The sequence below is a fragment of the Aminobacter aminovorans genome (genome assembly GCF_900445235.1).
Lineage (GTDB): Bacteria > Pseudomonadota > Alphaproteobacteria > Rhizobiales > Rhizobiaceae > Aminobacter > Aminobacter aminovorans.
In genome coordinates this window covers 58,352-74,487 of sequence record NZ_UFSM01000001.1, presented here as the reverse complement: position 1 = coordinate 74,487, position 16,136 = coordinate 58,352, and the positions used below count along the sequence as shown (strand labels likewise).

Annotated in this window: 18 protein-coding genes; 5 read left to right on the top strand and 13 right to left on the bottom strand. The window is 64.6% G+C overall.

Annotated features, from left to right (window positions below; translation table 11 throughout):
- The first annotated feature begins 25 nt into the window (after positions 1-25).
- Positions 26-178 carry a hypothetical protein gene (locus DY201_RS28870; protein WP_165915964.1) on the top strand — a complete coding sequence of 51 codons (153 nt, stop codon included), beginning with the start codon at positions 26-28 and terminating at the stop codon, positions 176-178.
- Positions 179-423: 245 nt separating this feature from the next.
- On the opposite strand, the gene DY201_RS00355 is transcribed toward DY201_RS28870, so the two are convergent.
- On the bottom strand, positions 424-1,044 hold the full coding sequence (locus tag DY201_RS00355) for a glutathione S-transferase family protein (RefSeq protein WP_115729394.1): 621 nt from the start codon (positions 1,042-1,044) through the stop codon (positions 424-426).
- A gap of 269 nt (positions 1,045-1,313) precedes the next feature.
- Between DY201_RS00355 and DY201_RS00350 the strand changes: the two genes are divergently transcribed.
- Positions 1,314-1,664 (top strand): YciI family protein, encoded by a 351-nt coding sequence (locus tag DY201_RS00350; RefSeq protein ID WP_115729392.1) that lies wholly within the window; start codon positions 1,314-1,316, stop codon positions 1,662-1,664.
- A gap of 1 nt (position 1,665) precedes the next feature.
- Entirely contained in the window at positions 1,666-2,910 is a 1,245-nt protein-coding gene (locus DY201_RS00345) for an RNA polymerase sigma factor (protein WP_115729390.1), read from the top strand.
- Positions 2,911-3,102: 192 nt separating this feature from the next.
- Here the strand turns inward: DY201_RS00345 and cysK are convergent, their stop codons facing one another.
- Entirely contained in the window at positions 3,103-4,083 is a 981-nt protein-coding gene (gene cysK, locus DY201_RS00340) for a cysteine synthase A (protein WP_115729388.1), read from the bottom strand.
- Positions 4,084-4,237: 154 nt separating this feature from the next.
- Positions 4,238-4,855 carry a LysE family translocator gene (locus tag DY201_RS00335; protein WP_115729386.1) on the bottom strand — a complete coding sequence of 206 codons (618 nt, stop codon included), beginning with the start codon at positions 4,853-4,855 and terminating at the stop codon, positions 4,238-4,240.
- Positions 4,856-5,069: 214 nt separating this feature from the next.
- Here DY201_RS00335 and DY201_RS00330 point away from each other — a divergent pair, with 214 nt between their 5' ends.
- Positions 5,070-6,326 carry an Hsp70 family protein gene (locus DY201_RS00330; protein WP_115733498.1) on the top strand — a complete coding sequence of 419 codons (1,257 nt, stop codon included), beginning with the start codon at positions 5,070-5,072 and terminating at the stop codon, positions 6,324-6,326.
- 26 nt (positions 6,327-6,352) lie between these two features.
- On the opposite strand, the gene DY201_RS00325 is transcribed toward DY201_RS00330, so the two are convergent.
- The 3 genes from DY201_RS00325 to DY201_RS00315 form a co-directional block, all read right to left on the bottom strand.
- The gene (locus DY201_RS00325) at positions 6,353-8,068 is read right to left on the bottom strand and encodes a SulP family inorganic anion transporter (protein ID WP_115729384.1); all 1,716 of its coding nucleotides are present in this window, start codon (positions 8,066-8,068) and stop codon (positions 6,353-6,355) included.
- 85 nt (positions 8,069-8,153) lie between these two features.
- On the bottom strand, positions 8,154-8,399 hold the full coding sequence (locus DY201_RS00320; protein WP_115729382.1) for a helix-turn-helix domain-containing protein: 246 nt from the start codon (positions 8,397-8,399) through the stop codon (positions 8,154-8,156).
- A 91-nt stretch (positions 8,400-8,490) separates the two neighbouring features.
- Positions 8,491-9,177 carry a phosphatase PAP2 family protein gene (locus DY201_RS00315; RefSeq protein ID WP_115729381.1) on the bottom strand — a complete coding sequence of 229 codons (687 nt, stop codon included), beginning with the start codon at positions 9,175-9,177 and terminating at the stop codon, positions 8,491-8,493.
- 243 nt (positions 9,178-9,420) lie between these two features.
- Between DY201_RS00315 and DY201_RS00310 the strand changes: the two genes are divergently transcribed.
- Complete coding sequence (locus tag DY201_RS00310; RefSeq protein WP_115729379.1) at positions 9,421-11,406, top strand: PhoX family protein; 1,986 nt, start codon at positions 9,421-9,423, stop codon at positions 11,404-11,406.
- A gap of 46 nt (positions 11,407-11,452) precedes the next feature.
- Here the strand turns inward: DY201_RS00310 and DY201_RS00305 are convergent, their stop codons facing one another.
- The 7 genes from DY201_RS00305 to bufB all read right to left on the bottom strand — a co-directional run bounded on the left by DY201_RS00305 (position 11,453) and on the right by bufB (position 16,089).
- Positions 11,453-11,791 (bottom strand): hypothetical protein, encoded by a 339-nt coding sequence (locus DY201_RS00305; RefSeq protein WP_115729377.1) that lies wholly within the window; start codon positions 11,789-11,791, stop codon positions 11,453-11,455.
- A 168-nt stretch (positions 11,792-11,959) separates the two neighbouring features.
- Positions 11,960-12,268 (bottom strand): hypothetical protein, encoded by a 309-nt coding sequence (locus DY201_RS00300; protein ID WP_115729375.1) that lies wholly within the window; start codon positions 12,266-12,268, stop codon positions 11,960-11,962.
- A gap of 145 nt (positions 12,269-12,413) precedes the next feature.
- A complete protein-coding gene (locus DY201_RS00295) occupies positions 12,414-13,154 on the bottom strand; it encodes a hypothetical protein (protein ID WP_131922378.1) in 741 nt (246 codons plus the stop codon).
- 71 nt (positions 13,155-13,225) lie between these two features.
- Positions 13,226-13,822: a GNAT family N-acetyltransferase gene (locus DY201_RS00290; protein WP_115729371.1), complete on the bottom strand. Its 597-nt coding sequence runs from the start codon at positions 13,820-13,822 to the stop codon at positions 13,226-13,228.
- Between the two features lie 111 nt (positions 13,823-13,933).
- Complete coding sequence (locus tag DY201_RS00285; RefSeq protein WP_425358749.1) at positions 13,934-14,413, bottom strand: DoxX family protein; 480 nt, start codon at positions 14,411-14,413, stop codon at positions 13,934-13,936.
- A gap of 36 nt (positions 14,414-14,449) precedes the next feature.
- On the bottom strand, positions 14,450-15,199 hold the full coding sequence (locus DY201_RS00280; protein WP_115729368.1) for an HvfC/BufC N-terminal domain-containing protein: 750 nt from the start codon (positions 15,197-15,199) through the stop codon (positions 14,450-14,452).
- 2 nt (positions 15,200-15,201) lie between these two features.
- Positions 15,202-16,089 (bottom strand): MNIO family bufferin maturase, encoded by an 888-nt coding sequence (gene bufB, locus DY201_RS00275; protein ID WP_115729366.1) that lies wholly within the window; start codon positions 16,087-16,089, stop codon positions 15,202-15,204.
- Between the last annotated feature and the right edge of the window lie 47 nt (positions 16,090-16,136).

Sequence of the window (16,136 nt, the reverse complement as noted above, 5' to 3'; positions counted from 1 at the left end):
CCCCGGGCGGACAGGGATAAGAACAATGGCTATCTGGAACCACCTCACTTACGCCGCTGTGGCGTTTCGCGAATTCATCGCACCGACCTACCGCCCCGAACGCCACTACATGCGCGGTCCGGGACCTGCCTGCGCGCGCCGCACAAACACGCTTCAGTCGCGCGTGACGTTCCACTGAGCATGACTGTTACCGGACGTCACGAAAGCCGCATCGCGCGGCCGACCAGCGATCACCGCTCGACCACCTTGCGCGGCGAACGCCGGGCGATTGTCGCCACGCGCCTCTAAGGCTTGCTCGCTCCGCCGGCGGCGCAAGCCGGCAAACCTCAAGACGAGCTCTTCAAGACACGATAACGAACTGGCGCGCTGCTTCTTCGCGAATGCGGACGCCTTGACGGCCCGTTCATACGGGCCGTTCCGCCTTCACCACATGGCGTGGCTGGCGTTCAGCTCCGTCAGCACGGCATCCTCCTTGAGAACCGTGCACAGGCGCGCGATGTTGGGCCAGGCGAGAGCGAGTTTGCCCGGCTCCGGGTGCCAATACGCCAGCATCAGCAGATAGACGTCGGCGATCGACATATGCGTGCCGGCGAGCCAGTCCCGGTCTTGCAGTGCCGCCTCGACAACGCCGAAGCTGCGCTCCGCCTCGGCGATCGCGGCTGCCTTCACCGCCTCGATGCCAAGAGCGTCCGTGGTATAGCGATGGGCGTAATATTCGCGCAGCAGCGCCGGATAGGTCACCGATGTCAGGAAAGCCATCCAGCGCAGGAAGTCGGCGCGCCCAGACGCATCCACCGAAGGTGCCAGCCGGGCGTAGGGATGGCGTTCGGCGATCAACTGACACATCGCAGCCGACTCGGTCATCGCCTGTCCGTCCGGCAGCACCAGCGCCGGCACCTGGCCAAGCGGGCTTATCTTGCGGAACTCTGCTGCGGGCTCGACGCCCTTGACCACCTCGATGCGCTCGAATGGCACACCCGCCAGTGCGAAAGCCGCCTCGACGACAAAGCCGCCGCTGCCGGCGCGTGTGTAAAGCCTGTACATTTCTGCCCCCAGCCGTTCTTCCCCGGCGCTCGGATATGACATGCCGCCGACATCCTGCTCAAGGCGGGCACACGCTTGCCAGGATCGATTTTTCGCCGGTCCAGCCGCTACGGCTCTGCTGCCTTCATGATCCCCCGCAATCGGGGTCGTTTTTCGTAGTCCACCGGCGCGCGGCCGAAAAAAACTCTGCTAGCCTGTAGAAATCCGTCGAAGTGGCGCGACTTCCGTTCGGCCCGCGACGACGCGGCCGGGAACAACAGGAGACGACAATGCAGTACATGCTTCTGCTTCATCACGACGACACACCGCTTGCGGCGGCAAGTCGGGAAGACCAGGAGAAGATGAGCGCGCCCTATATGGCCTACAATGAAGCGCTGATCAAAGCTGGAGCCATGGTTTCGGGCGAGCGCCTGCGCGGCGCGTCGTCGGCCACCACGGTTCGAGTTCGCGACGGCAAGACCGAAGTGCTCGATGGCCCGTTCGCCACGACCAAGGAGCAACTCGGCGGCTTCTACATCATCGAGGCGCCGGATCTCGATGCCGCGCTCGGCTGGGCGGCGCGCTGCCCCAGCGCCAATTACGGCATCGTCGAAGTGCGCCCGATCTGGCCGACCCGCTAGCATGGCGCCAGCTGCCGAACAGGCGCGGGCGGCGGCGGAAGCCGCGGCCCGCCAGAGCTACGGCAGGCTCGTTGCCTATCTTTCGGCGCGCACCCGCGATGTCGCCGGTGCCGAGGACGCACTCGCCGACGCTTTTGCCGCGGCCTTGTCGAGATGGCCCGAGACGGGCGTGCCGAACCATCCCGAGGCCTGGCTGCTGACGGTGGCGCGGCGGCGTTCCGTCGACCAGCAGCGGCGACGCATGACCGGGGAGGCCGGCCAGGCGCATCTGCGTCTGATCGGCGAAGAACTGGAGCAGGAGATGGCGCGCGAGAAGTTTCCCGACGACCGGCTCGGCCTGATGTTCGCCTGCGCCCACCCGGCGATCGAGGCAGGCGTGCGCGCGCCGCTGATCCTGCAGGCAGTCCTCGGCTTTGATGCCGCCACCATCGCTTCGGCCTTCCTGGTCTCGCCTTCGACAATGGGCCAGCGCCTGGTGCGGGCCAAGTCGTGCATCAGGCAAGCCGGCGTCCCGTTTCGCATTCCTGAAAAGGCCGAACTCGCCGAAAGGCTGCGGGCCGTTCTGGAAGCGATCTACGCCGCCTTCTCCGAAGGCTGGACGGATGCCAGTGGTGCCGAATCCCGCCGCCGCAACCTCGCATCCGAAGCTATCTGGCTCGGCCGGTTGGTGGTCGACCTGCTGCCAGACGAACCGGAGGCACTGTGCCTGCTGTCCCTGATGCTGCATGCCGAGGCACGGCGGCCAGCCCGCCGCGGTCCGCTGAGTGAATTCGTGCCGCTCAGCGAACAGGACACTTTGTTGTGGGATGGCGCCCTGATTGGCGAGGCCGACGCATTACTTCAGCGCGCCGGCGCCTTGCACGGCATCGGCCGCTACCAGGTTGAGGCGGCGATCCAGTCGGCTCATGCTGCGCGGCGCTTTGACGGCCGCACCGACTGGATGGCGATCGCAACCCTTTATACCGGCCTGATGACGCTTTCGGCCTCGCCGGTCATTGCCGTCAACCATGCGGTGGCGGTGGCTTATGCGGGCGCGCTCGAACAAGGCCTGGCCCTGCTTGACGCCATCGACGACCCAAGGCTCAACGAATACCAGCCCTATTGGGCAGCGCGCGCCGAACTGTTGTCACTGGCGGGAAACGCGGGTGAGGCCGACAAGGCCTACCAACTCGCCATCGGCCTCGAATCCGACCAGGCCGTACGCGACTTCCTCAAGCGCAAGCGGGCGGCGCTGGGCGGCGGGTAAAGCCTCCAGCGGAAAGCCGGGTGCCACGATCTTACCTTCTCCTCCTGTGGGCGAAGGTGGCTCGGCGCGCAGCGCCGAGTTGGATGAGGGGGTTGGAAGAAATGAGAGGCTGAAGAAGGAACCTCTGTATGGAGCCAGCCGGAGCGCCTTCTCCCGCAAGGAGAGAAGGCGCACCAAGGTAGACGGCAAGACTTACCCGCCCAGTCCCTCGAACAGCACCGTCGAGAGATATCGCTCGGCAAAGGACGGGATCACCACAACGATGTTCTTGCCGGCATTCTCCGGCCGCGAGCCAACGATGACGGCTGCCTGCAGCGCTGCACCTGAGGAGATGCCGACCGGCACGCCTTCGAGACGCGCGACGAGACGGGCGTTTGCCACCGCATCCTCGTTGGAAACCTTGATGATCTCGTCATAGACGCTCGTGTCGAGCACCTTGGGCGCGAAGCCGGCGCCGATGCCCTGAATCTTGTGCGGGCCGGGCTGGCCGCCCGACAGCACCGGCGAACCCTCGGGCTCGACTGCCACGACATGCAGCGACGGCTTGCGGGCCTTGATCACCTGGCCGACACCGGTGATCGTGCCGCCGGTGCCGATGCCGGCAACAAAGATGTCGATTCCGCCTTGCGTGTCGTTCCAGATCTCCTCGGCCGTCGTCTGGCGATGGATCTCGGGGTTGGCCGGGTTCTCGAACTGCTGCGGAATGATGGCGTTCGGAATGGTCTGCACCAGCTCTTCGGCCTTGGCGATTGCGCCCTTCATGCCCTTGGCGCCTTCGGTCAGCACCAGTTCGGCGCCGAGCAGCGCCAGCATCTTGCGGCGTTCGATCGACATCGTTTCGGGCATGGTCAGGATCAGCTTGTAGCCCTTGGCGGCCGCGGCGAAGGCGAGCGCGATGCCGGTGTTGCCGGAGGTCGGCTCGATCAGCGTGCTCTTGCCCGGCTCGATGCGGCCGTCGGCCTCCAGTGCCTCGACCATGGCGACGCCGATACGGTCCTTGACCGATGCGATCGGATTGAAGAACTCCAGCTTGGCGATCAGGTTCGCCGCCACGCCCTTCTCCTTGGCGAACTTGTCGAGCCGCACCAGCGGCGTGTCGCCGATCGTTTCGGTGATGGAGCCATAGATGCGTCCGCGACCTGGTAGGCGCGTGGAGGTAACGGGCTTGTTCATCGATTTCGCTCCCGAAAAAGGCCTGAGATGTGAACTGCGAAGATAGGAGGTCGCAGGGCAGATTCCGAGTGGGTCTCGTGCTGATTAGCCAAGGTTCACGGAAACATGTTTCCGTGAACGCCAATTATGAGGAATGAAATTCCGGGCCGTCTGCTTATTGGCGGGCGGCGATAGCAGCGGCCGCGCCAACCATGAAACCGGCGGCGGTGCGGTTGAGCAGCTTGAGCGCGCGCGGCGTCTTGAGCAACCAGCGCGCCTGCGAGGCCAGCAGCAAGTAGGGCACCAGCACGACCAGCAGCACGGCAATGGTGATGGCGACGAGAATGCCGTAGTCGCCAAGTGTCAGTGCGTGCAGGTCGACCACCGTCGGCGTGATCGCCAGGTAGAAGATCATCGTCTTGGGGTTGCCCAACGTCACCGTCAGCCCGGCGAGGAAGCTCGAGAACAGCCCGCCCTTGCCCTTCTTCGTCTCGACGGTCTCAGGCGTGATGCCGCTGGTCCAGAAATTCCAGGCGAGCCAGGCAAGGTAGGCGACGCCGAGCCACTTGATTGCCAGGAACACCATGCCGAAGGACTGGGCGACAAAGGCAAGGCCAAGCACGACGGCGGTGAGATAGGTCAGGTCGCCGACCACCAGGCCGAGCGACATGGCCAGCGAGGAGCGGAAGCCCGAGCCGAGCGCACGCGCCACCAGCGCCGTCACGCCCGGACCGGGAATGGCGGCAGCGATGGCCAGCGCACCGCTATAGGCAAGAAAACCTGTAAGGGTCATGGCGGATATCCGGCTCGTTCGAATGGCTGCGATATCGCACGAAACCGGTTTCCATGGAATGCCGCGGGGATTGGGCCAGCGATCACATTTTCCCGGAAAATGCCCGGAAGAGATCGACAATCGTCGCCCCGTCGTGTAGGCGCACGGTCCGATTGCGGCCCGGCAGAAGCTTGGGGTCGCCCATTCATTCATGCAGAAAATTCAGGACCAGGCGATGCGACCGGCTTTCGGCGGCATAGACTTCGGCACTTCCAATTCAACCGTCGGCGTTATCGAGAACGGCCGTCCGCGCCTCGTTGCGCTCGAGGGTGAAAACGTCACGCTGCCGTCGGCCATCTTTTTCAATTTCGAGGACAACCAGACGGCCCTTGGCCGCCGCGCCATCGGCGAATACACCGACGGCGCCGAAGGCCGGCTGATGCGCGCCCTGAAGAGCGTGCTCGGCTCCTCGCTGGTGCATGAAAAGACCCGCATCAAGGCGCGTTACATCGCCTTCACCGACATCGTCGGCATGTTCGTCGGCCATCTCAAGGACCGCCTCGAAAACCACGTCGGCGAGCCGGTCGAAAACGTCGTGCTTGGCCGTCCGGTCCAGTTCGTGGACGACAACCCCGAGGCCGACGCGGCTGCCCAGAGCGAGCTTGAAAAGGCCGCCCGCGCACAGGGCTTCAAGCACATCGACTTCCAGTTCGAGCCGATCGCGGCCGCGCTCGACTATGAGCGCACGGTGACGCGCGAAGAACTGGCGCTGATCGTCGACATGGGCGGCGGCACCTCCGACTTCTCGATCGTCCGCGTCTCGCCCGAGCGTGCCGCCTCCGGCGATCGCAAGGCCGACATCCTCGCCAATCGCGGCGTCCATATCGGTGGTACCGATTTTGACCGCCTGCTCTCGATCGCCCACATCATGCCCGAGCTCGGCTATCTCACCCCGACCAAGGACGGCAAGCGCAACCTGCCGGCCGGATACTTCATCGACCTGGCGACCTGGCAGCGCATCAACCTGCTCTATACCCCCAAGGCAATGCTCGACCTGCGCCAGATCCGCTTCGAGGCGCAGCGGCCCGATCTCATCGACAGGATGATCGAGGTTGTCGACCAGCGTTTCGGCCACGCGCTGGCGACCAAGGTCGAAAAGGCCAAGATCGAGCTGACCGACGCTGCCGAAGCGACGATCGACGTCAAGCTGCCCGGGGCGAAATTCACCGCGCCGCTCACCAGGCGAGGCCTGGAAGATACGATCCGCAGTGCCGTCGAACGCGTCACCGCGACCGTCGCCGACACGCTTGCCGAAGCCCAGGTCGGCGCAAAGGACATCACTGCGGTGTTTCTGACCGGTGGCTCGACCGCCATCCCGCTGGCGCGCGAAAGCATCCTGGCGCTGGTGCCGGGTGCCCAGATCGTCCAGGGCGACGCCTTCGGCTCGGTCGGTCTCGGACTCGCCCTCGACGCCCAGCGCAAGTTTGCCTGACGCTTCTGATCATCAGGCAACCGGTTTCACGTTGCCTTGTCGGCCCTCACCAGTTCAACCGCTTCCGCCACCGAGGCTGCATAGCTGACCAGCGGCTGCCGGACGCCGTGGGTAACCAGCATTCGCCGCGTCTGCGGCGAAGCGCCTGTTATGAAGAACCTGACGCCGGCCTTGCCGGCTTTGCGTGCGGCGCCCTCGATTGCAATGGCCGCCGTTGAATCGAGCAATGGCACACGGCTGCAGTCGAGGATGAAGTTGCGCCGCTGGTCGGCGATGCGGTCGAGCACTGCTCCGACCGTCGAGGCGGCTCCAAAGAAGAACGCGCCCGAGATCCGGTAAATCACGGTGTCGGCATCGCCTGCATCCTCGGGCACGTAGGCATGGCGGCTGCCGTTGGTCGTGTCGGCGACGTCTTCCTGCGTCAGCGGAATTTCGGCCTCTACCGCGACGCTCTTTGCCATGCGGTCGATGAACAGCAGCGCACCCAGCGCGAAGCCAACGACGATGCCTTCGGTCAGATCGCGGAACACCACCAGCAGGAAGGTGACCGTCAACACCAGCGCATCGCCCCGCGACGAGCGGATCAGCGCGGCGAAAGCCTGTTTCTCGACCATGTTCCAGGCCACCACCGCCAGCACGCCGGCCAGTGCTGCCAGCGGTATGTAGCTCGCCAGGGGCGCTGCCATCAGCATGAAGGCGAGCAGGAACAGCGAATGCAGCATGCCGGACACCGGTCCGTAGGCCCCGGCCCGAACGTTGGTGGCGGTACGCGCGATGGCGCCGGTCACACAGATGCCGCCGAACAGCGCCGAACCGATATTGGCGAAACCCTGCGCCACCAGTTCGCAGTTCGAGCGGTGGCGCCGGCCGGTCATGCCGTCGGCAACCACCGCCGACAGCAGTGACTCGATGGCACCGAGCAGCGCGAAGGCGACGGCGTCCGGCAGTACCGACATCGCCTTGTCCAGACTGAATACGGGCAGGGCAGGCCATGGCAATGTTCTTGGGATGCCGCCGAACCGCGTGCCGATGGTCTCGACCGGCAGTGCCAGCAAGGCAACGACCATGGATCCGACGCCGACCGCGATCAGCATGCCGGGCCAATTCGGCCGCCAGCGCTTGAGCGCCAGAATTGTTGCGATGGTGAGTGCGGTCACAGTCACCGATGAGACGTTCAACGTGCCGGCTGCTTTCGCCAACGCCATAAGCTTCGGCACCAGTTGGCCCGGCTCCTTGCCCGGCAGCGTCAGCCCGAACATCTCGCTTACTTGGCTGGCGAATATGATGACTGCGATGCCCGCCGTAAAACCCACGGTGACGGGATAGGGGATGAACTTGATGTAGGTGCCGAGCCTGAGATAGCCGACGACAATCAGGACGACGCCTGCCATGAAAGTGGCGAGGATCAGGCCCTCGACGCCCTCGCGCGCAACCGTAGCTGCTACCAGCACGATAAAGGCGCCGGCGGGGCCGCCGATCTGGAACCGGCTGCCGCCCATTGCCGAGACGATGAAGCCGCCGATGATTGCCGTGAACAGGCCCTTGTCCGGCGACACGCCAGAAGCGATGGCAATCGCCATCGACAGTGGCAGCGCCACGATCGCCACCGTCAGACCTGATATCGCGTCGGCCTTGAACCGTGCCGCGCCGTAGCCTTCGCGAAAAACCGTCACCAGCTTGGGCGTGAACAGTTCGGCGAATGTCGGCGTGCTGTGCTGTTGTGGGTTCCCCACCGTATCCATCTTCCGCACCCTGTCGAATGCGGCGGGATCGTCGGCAAAATTGTCGGCGGTCGCCGTCGCGACTACATCTTGCGGATCACGAGGCTCAGAAGGCCTTTTTCTTCAGCCGCACGCCCCGGCCGCCGCTCTCGGTCTCGCCGATCAGCTCGATGCCGGCGGCATCGAGCGCCTCGATGACCTTGGTCAGCGTGTCGACAACGCCGCGCACAACGCCCTCGCTCGCTTCCATGCGCTGGATCGTCGGCACCGAGACGCCGGCCAGTTCGGCGAGCGTCTTCTGGTCGATGCCTGCCAGCGCTCTTGCGGCGCGCATCTGTGCGGCTGTGATCACTTGGAGCTGGTCCCGTCTCAATCCGCAGTATGAATGTACCATACATTCATACTGATGTCTCAAGCATCATTATTAATGCTTGTAGCACATATTATTCCTCGTCCTCGACCGGCCGCATGAAGCGCCGGCTGATCAGCCAGCACAACGTTGCCCAGGCAAAACCCGCGCACCAGCCGGCAAGCACGTCGGATGGCCAGTGCACGCCGAGATACACGCGGCTGATGCCGACCATGACAGTGGTCAGGATGGCGATGGCAAAGACGAAGATCGTCGCCGCCCGGCCCGGCAGGAAACGGGCAAGAAGCGCACCCAGTGTCAGGTAGGTGACGGCAGACAGCATGGCGTGGCCGCTCGGAAAGCTCATCGTGTGCACCTGCGCTAGATGCGGCACGAGGTCTGGCCGCGGCCGGTCGATGCCGAGCTTGAGCAGGCTCGACAGTACCTGGCCGCCGGCCACCGAAGCGAACACGAACAGCGCGGGGCCCCAGCGCCTGGTCATGGCGAGGTAGATGACGCTGATCGCGGTGATGTAGATCAGCACCGATGCACTGCCGAGTGCTGTAATGTCGCGCATCGCTTCTTCCACCCATGACGGGCCGATCGGATCGGCGGTGTTGCCGGCCTCACGGAAGAACAGCAGGATGTCGGTGTCGAAGCTGTGCGGTGCGGCCTCGCGGGCGATCTCGGACAGTTCGACGAAGCCCCAGAGGCCGCCGGCAATGATGATGCCTCCCGCCAAAAGCGAAAACTCGATCCTGTTCCACAATCTCTGCTGCATCGTCCGTCCGTCTTGTTCCGCTCTTGGGATGGCCGCTTCCGGGCCGGTTCGCAACAGGTGGGCACGCCTTTCCCAAAGAAAAGGCGTGCATGCAAAAGGTCGCAGCAAACCCACCCGCGAGGCCACTTCAGTCACGCTTTGGAGTGCTGTGGATTTTCGACCAGATTGTCATGCTGTTGTTATGCACGGCAACTAGCGGTCTCGGCGAACCCCAAGCCGAACACCCAGCCAGAGGTCGACGCCATGAACCAGCCCCATGATCAGAAATTCCGCACCTCGATGCTCGAGGAGAATGACGGTCCCGGCCACAACCCGACCGACAACCGCACCATGGGCGACATCATCGCCAGGCGCTTCTCCCGCCGCGGCTTCCTCCAGGGCTCGCTTGCCGTCTCTGCCATCGCCGCAACCGTCAGCCCGATCGCCATCCTGCTCGCCGACGATGCCCGCGCGGCTAGCGCGTCCGCCTTCGCCTTCGACGAGATCGAGGCCGGCATCGACGACAAGCATCATGTCGCCGCCGGTTACGACGCCGACGTGCTGCTGCGCTGGGGCGACCCGATCTTCGCCGACGCCCCCGAGTTCGACCCGGCCAACCAGTCGGCGGAAGCCCAGGCCAGGCAGTTCGGCTACAACAACGACTATGTCGGCTATATCGCGCTCGAAGGCTCGTCCGAGCACGGCCTGCTGGTGGTCAACCACGAATACACCAACGAGCACCTGATGTTCCCCGGCATCGTCAAGATCGTCGAGGGCAAGATCGAAGTCGCTCGCGCCGACCAGAAGCGCGTCGACATCGAGATGGCGGCCCATGGCGGCACCATCGTCGAGATCCGCAAGGAAGCGGGCAAGTGGCAGCCGGTCCGCGACGGCAAACTCAACCGCCGCATCACCTCGACCACCGAGATGCAGCTGACCGGCCCGGCCGCCGGCCATGACCGCCTCAAGACTAATGCCGATGCGACCGGCACCAAGGTGTTCGGCACGCTCAACAACTGCGCCGGCGGGGTCACGCCCTGGGGCACCTACATCATGGCTGAGGAAAACTTCCACGGCTATTTCGGCGGCGAGCTGCCGGCCGATCATCCCGAGGCCGCCAACTACAAGCGTCTCGGCGTGCCTGAGGGCACCTATGAGTGGTTCAAGTTCTACGACCGCTTCGACGTCTCCAAGGAGCCGAACGAGCCCAACCGCTTCGGTTGGATCGTCGAGGTCGACGTCAACGATCCAAACTCGCTGCCGAAGAAGCGCACGGCACTCGGTCGCTTCAAGCACGAGGGCGCTGAATCCATCGTTGCCAGCGACGGCCGCGTCGTCTTCTATCTCGGCGACGACGAGCGCTTCGATTACGTCTACAAGTTCGTGACCAAGGGCAAGTTCAACCCCGACGACCGCGCTGCCAATCTCGACCTGCTCGACGAAGGCACGCTCTACGTCGCCAAGTTTGCCGAGGACGGCACCTTCGCCTGGCTGCCGCTGGTTCAGGGGGAAGGCCCGCTTACTGCCGACAACGGCTTTGTCAGCCAGGCCGACGTGGTCATCGAGGCGCGCCGCGCCGGCGACCTGCTCGGCGCCACCAAGATGGACCGCCCCGAGGACATTCAGCCCAATGCCGTCAACGGCAAGGTCTATGTCATGCTGACCAACAACACCAAGCGCAAGGCCGACCAGGTCGACGCCGCCAACCCACGCGCCGAAAACGCCTTCGGCCACATCATCGAGCTGATCGAGGACGGCGGCGATTTCACCGCCGCCAAGGGCAAGTGGGAAGTCCTGCTCAAATGTGGTGATCCGTCGGTCGCCGAGGTCGGCGCCTCGTTCTCGACGTCCACGACCCAAAATGGCTGGTTCGGCATGCCCGACAACTGCGCCGTCGACTCCGCCGGCCGCCTGTGGGTGTCGACCGACGGAAACTCGCCCAAGGCCACCGGCCGCACTGACGGCCTGTGGGCCGTCGACACCGAGGGCGAGGCGCGCGCCACCTCCAAGCTGTTCTTCCGCGTACCTGTCGGCGCCGAGATGTGCGGCCCGCTGTTCGCGCCCGACGACCAGACCGCCTTCGTCGCCGTACAGCATCCGGGTGATGGTGGCGAGGACTGGGAAGGCTTTGGCCGCCCGTCCTATTACGAGGACCTTTCGACCCGCTGGCCCGACTTCAAGCCCGAGATGCCGGTCCGTCCGGCCGTCGTCGCCATCACCAAGCAGGGCGGCGGCAAGATCGCCGTCTGATCGAAGTCTTTGTACCTGGGGAAGCGGCCGCGTTCAGCGGCCGTTTTCATTTTCCGGCCAGCGCCGGCCCGAGCGTGATCAGCGCCACCGCGACCACGGCGAGCCCGACGCCGATGCCCTGTATGCCGCTCAGTTTCTCGCCAAAATAGATGATGGCCACCGCGTTGACGGCGATCAACTGGATCACCGCCGACAGCGAGAACGACACCGACATGCCGAAGTCCCGCACCAGGCGCAGCATGATCAGGTTGCCCAGCGAATAGAGGATCAGCGTCACCACCAGCTTGCCGATCGTCGGCTCGATGCCCCAGGTCTTGGCCACCATCGCGGCGATCAGGAAGATGACGGTCGAAAAACCAAGCAGCGAAAGGCCGATGACGGACATTTTTCAGGCAAGCTCCCACGAATGCCCGGCGATTTGCTCCGAATGCTGCGCCAACGTCAAGCAGAGCGGCGACACGCTCCAGCGTTATGGCGCCATGCGGCGCAAAAACCCTCCCGTCCTGAAGACGGGAGGGTGCTTGGCTTCCGGTCTTGGGAGCCCCTGATTCCATCAGGGATAGGTACACTTGCCCTTCTGGGGTTCGCCCTGCGGGCCAGGCGTGCCGGTCTCCTGCCAGTCGCCGCCATTGCTGATGCAATAGGAGATCATCAGGTTGCACGACGCCTTGTTGTTGCAGGTCTCGACATGGCCGTGGGTCTGTCCGCCGCTGCCCGGCGCCTTGAGCCCGAGCTGGTGCGGCGGCGGTGCCGGCACGCGGGCCTTGAGCTGGGCTGCCGATGCAGCACCTGCAAAGGCCGACATCGAAAGCGCGAGCGTTGCGATCAGCGACGAGCGGATGATGGTGTTGGTGACGTTCATTTCGGTTCTCCTCTGGGACACCTTTGATCTTGCGGCTCACTGGCCGCCACGATCGTGTGTGTCCGGGCAGGAGAAGAAGGTTCACGACGGAGATGGAAAAAAGATCAAGCGAATGGCGAAGGGCTCGTTTGCGCGATTGCCAGGATCAAACCGGCCTGCCTGACCGCTCGCCCAGCGGGATCGTCGCGACCACCCGCCCCGAAAGCGCCAGGTCGTCGTTCGTCGCCATCACCGCCAGCGACGTCACCGGCAGTTCGGCCAGAACCGATCGCCGCCACCGCTCGGCCAGCCGCGCCAGATCGGCCGTCTCCGCAACCGTCAGCGCCGCCGCGAAATGATACATTCCAACCCCGTAAAAGCGGCTCAGCCGCGCGCCGCAGGCCTGCTGCACCAGCCCAAAGACGTCCTCGCCGTCATGGCAACAGGGATAGACCGGAAGGTAGATCCGCCCGGTGTTGAGCCGGCCGAGGAACGGCCCGCCAATGCGAAGGGAAATCAAGCCCAGCGGCGTAGATGCCGCGGCCGCTGCCTCCACGCAACGCCCAATGCCAGACGCGGACAAGCCGCCGACGATGGTCGCATGCAGCTTGCCGGCGCGTTCGCGGCCAAGCTGCCAGGCGATCTTGTTGCTGAAGGAAAACGAGCGAAGCTCCGCCTCGAAGGCTTGGAACGTCTCTGCAGCGCCCAGCGCACCGGCATCCACCGGCACCACCAGGGAATGCCTTGGCGTATCATATCGTCCGTTGCGATAATCCTTCCCCTCCTTGCCGGGGATGACCTCGGCATGGGCTGGAGCCACCAACGGCAGATGAGCGAGCCGGCAGGCGGCGTCGAAGGTCAGCGCGTCGCCAGCTTCGAAGACCCGGCGCGAGGCGTCATAGGCCATGACGGTGTCGTCACAGAATTTCATTTGGGGCCGGGGCTCCGGGCGTGCGCTAATGTCGGGTCGGAAACCCTTCACGGCTTGACCATCAGCATCCAGTTCTCGCCAGCGCCGGTCCAGCCTTCCTTGACCATCGGCTCGGAGGCGATCGCGCGATATCCGACGCTCTCATAGAGGTGCCGGGCGGTGGTGTTGGCGTCCGAAACGATCAGGCTGGTGCCGGTGCAGCCGGTCGCCTCGGCGATGGTATCGGCCATGGCCAACAGCCGCGAGCCGTAGCCGCGCGCCCGTGCCTCGGGCATCGTCGCCATGACGTTGACGTACCAGCTGCCGACGGCCAGCGCCTCCAGCATATTGAACGGCACGAACATTGCAGGCGTGTCGGGGTCGGGCAGCGAAGGCACGATCGGATAACCGATCAGGCAGGCAATCACCTTGCCATGCTCCAGCACCACGGCGTTGCGGTAGGAAAAGCTGCCTTCCTCGCGTTGCGCCCGCCTCCGGCCGACCTCCCAGGGGTCCTCGCCGTCCTCGGCCATTTTTGTCCAGAGATAGAGCGGCAGCCCATCGCCGGCCATGTTGACCAGCTTGGCCAGGATAGCTGCGTCTTCCTTGGTTGCGGGCCGCGCCTCGGCAGTCAAACCCTCGTCGCTATGAGCCTTTTCGGGCATGACATGCTCCTTCAGTCCACAGCGTCCCCTCGCTGCGGGCGGTATAGGAGCGTGCGTTCCCCGCGGCGTCAACAGCCGACAGCGTGTGTCTCGCGCAAGCCCGCCACCGCCTCAGTTTTTGCGTGCGCCAAGGCCAACCAGCCTGTCCAGCGAAAGCTGTCCGCCGCCATAGGCGGCCAGCGCCAGCGCCATCGCGGCCCAGGGAAGGTGGAAGTTGGCCCAGCCCTCCGGCACGGTCAGCTGGATCACCGCCGTCATCAGGAGGATGCCGAGTGCCGCAAAGCGCGTGCCAAGCCCCAGCACCAGCAGCACAGGAAGCACGATCTCGCCGATGCCGGCCAGCGTCGCCATCAGGATGGGTGCAGGATAGGGATACTGGTTACCGAAAATGTGCAGCGAAAACTCCTGGGTGAACAGATAACGCGCGCCGTTCGACAGCGTCAGGAAGCCGTCCCATTTGGTCAGTCCCGACTTGAAGAACGGTACGGCAATGGCGACGCGCAGCGCCAGCAACGGCAGCGCCTCCGGGATCGCTGCAATGACGGCCTCGATGCGCCGGATTGCAATACCCAAGCCGGCCTTGTGCGCCATCGGCGCGTGGTTGATGTCAGTCATCTCGATGTCTCCTTATTGGTCGGCCATGCCGGCAAACATTCCGAGCGACACCAGGCCGACGATGGCGCGGCCGAAGTCGAATGCCGGATCCGTCTCGAATGCTTCCGCCGCGGCCTCGCCGATGCTTTGGCCGCGCAAAAGTGCTGCCGAAAAGACCGCATCCGCTTCGGCGATGACATGCACCTGTACGGTGATGTCCGGGCGGGTGATCACGATGCTCTCCCGTGCCATGACCGTCTGCACCCGAACTTCGCCGCCCTGGTGGGCTTGCCAGATCGTGCCGATGGAATAGTCCGACCGCACCAATGCTGCCGCCGGATGTGGGGTGAGCGTGGTCATGCCGAATAATTTGGGCGCAAATGCCGCCAGTGCCTCCACGGCCAGAGGGGGCATGTCGGCGGCATGGTAGGCGCGGGTCCATTGAGCCTCGAGCCGCGCCGTGTCGGCGAGGTAGTGCAGGGCGGCGGCAGGGACGAAGCCGGCGATGAAATCAGGAAAGCTGTCGCCATAGGCAAACATCAGCGGGCTGTCGGGCAGCGCCGTTGCAATGTAGGCCCGCGCCATGCCGTTGAAGAAATCGGCGCCGACAAGCCGCTGAACGACAGGGAAACGCTGGCTCAGCGCCGTGCAAAGCGAGACCGCGACATTGTTGCGGTAGACCGCGAACCGCGCCGCGTCGGCCTCGCCGCGCGCGCTGGTCACGCCGCTGGGCAGCGGTTCTGTGGCATCGAGCAGGGCCCTGGTGAAACTGTCCTGGTCCATCGTCAGGCCCGCCTGGAGAACTGCGCATTGCGCCACCGCACGGCCTCGTCGAGCACGACCTCGGCGCGCGTCGCTTCAGCCAGCAGCACCGCAAAGGCCGGCACGTCATTGTCCCATTCGATCAGCGTCGGCACCGGGCCGGTGCGACCGATCGTGCGGCGGTAGAGCGAAAAGACGTCGTCGGCGACTGTCGAATTGTGCGCGTCGATCAGCAGCCGGTCACCGGCGCAATCGACTGTCTCGTCATAACCGGCGAGGTGGATTTCGGCGACATGTTCGACTGGAAAGCGATCGACGTAGTCACAGGCATCGAGCCTGTGGTTGACCGCCGACACCATTACGTTGTTGACGTCGAGCAGCAGTCCGCAGCCGGTCCTCTCGGCGATGGCGTCGAGGAAGTCGATCTCGTCGATCGTGCTGTCTTCGAACAATATATAGGTCGAGGGGTTTTCCAGCAGTATGCGCCGTCCGACTGCCTGCTGCACCTCATCGACATGGGCGCTGACGCGCTCCAGCGTCGTTTTTGTGTAGGGCAGCGGCAGCAGGTCGTTGAGAAAGCCGCTCGCATGTGTCGACCAGGCCAGATGTTCGGAAAAGGACTGCGGCCGATAGCGCTCGACCAGCCTCGTCAGCCGCGCCAGATGCGCCTTGTCGAGCGGCCGTTCGGCCCCGATCGACAGGCCGACGCCATGCAGCGACAGCGGATAGCGCGCGGCGATCTCCGCCAGCGCGCGGTGCGGCGCGCCGCCGTCGCCCATGTAGTTTTCGGCATGGACCTCGAAGAAGCCGACATCGGGGGCGGTCGTCAGGATCTCATCGAGATGTTCTGGCTTGAGGCCAAGGCCTGCACGGGCGGGCAGAGCTGCGCCACCGTCGATTGCGAATGTCATCGTGGTCGCTCGGATTGATCGGCAGGCGGGAAGGGGCCCGGCGCACC

Excerpts from the sequence above, each read along its gene's own strand:
- DY201_RS28870 (WP_165915964.1), top strand. The coding sequence starts at position 26 with ATGGCTATCTGGAACCACCTCACTTACGCCGCTGTGGCGTTTCGCGAA.
- DY201_RS00355 (WP_115729394.1), bottom strand. The coding sequence starts at position 1,044 with ATGTACAGGCTTTACACACGCGCCGGCAGCGGCGGCTTTGTCGTCGAG.
- DY201_RS00350 (WP_115729392.1), top strand. The coding sequence starts at position 1,314 with ATGCAGTACATGCTTCTGCTTCATCACGACGACACACCGCTTGCGGCG.
- DY201_RS00345 (WP_115729390.1), top strand. The coding sequence starts at position 1,666 with ATGGCGCCAGCTGCCGAACAGGCGCGGGCGGCGGCGGAAGCCGCGGCC.
- cysK (WP_115729388.1), bottom strand. The coding sequence starts at position 4,083 with ATGAACAAGCCCGTTACCTCCACGCGCCTACCAGGTCGCGGACGCATC.
- DY201_RS00335 (WP_115729386.1), bottom strand. The coding sequence starts at position 4,855 with ATGACCCTTACAGGTTTTCTTGCCTATAGCGGTGCGCTGGCCATCGCT.
- DY201_RS00330 (WP_115733498.1), top strand. The coding sequence starts at position 5,070 with ATGCGACCGGCTTTCGGCGGCATAGACTTCGGCACTTCCAATTCAACC.
- DY201_RS00325 (WP_115729384.1), bottom strand. The coding sequence starts at position 8,068 with ATGGATACGGTGGGGAACCCACAACAGCACAGCACGCCGACATTCGCC.
- DY201_RS00315 (WP_115729381.1), bottom strand. The coding sequence starts at position 9,177 with ATGCAGCAGAGATTGTGGAACAGGATCGAGTTTTCGCTTTTGGCGGGA.
- DY201_RS00310 (WP_115729379.1), top strand. The coding sequence starts at position 9,421 with ATGAACCAGCCCCATGATCAGAAATTCCGCACCTCGATGCTCGAGGAG.
- DY201_RS00305 (WP_115729377.1), bottom strand. The coding sequence starts at position 11,791 with ATGTCCGTCATCGGCCTTTCGCTGCTTGGTTTTTCGACCGTCATCTTC.
- DY201_RS00300 (WP_115729375.1), bottom strand. The coding sequence starts at position 12,268 with ATGAACGTCACCAACACCATCATCCGCTCGTCGCTGATCGCAACGCTC.
- DY201_RS00295 (WP_131922378.1), bottom strand. The coding sequence starts at position 13,154 with ATGGCCTATGACGCCTCGCGCCGGGTCTTCGAAGCTGGCGACGCGCTG.
- DY201_RS00290 (WP_115729371.1), bottom strand. The coding sequence starts at position 13,822 with ATGCCCGAAAAGGCTCATAGCGACGAGGGTTTGACTGCCGAGGCGCGG.
- DY201_RS00285 (WP_425358749.1), bottom strand. The coding sequence starts at position 14,413 with ATGGCGCACAAGGCCGGCTTGGGTATTGCAATCCGGCGCATCGAGGCC.
- DY201_RS00280 (WP_115729368.1), bottom strand. The coding sequence starts at position 15,199 with ATGGACCAGGACAGTTTCACCAGGGCCCTGCTCGATGCCACAGAACCG.
- bufB (WP_115729366.1), bottom strand. The coding sequence starts at position 16,089 with ATGACATTCGCAATCGACGGTGGCGCAGCTCTGCCCGCCCGTGCAGGC.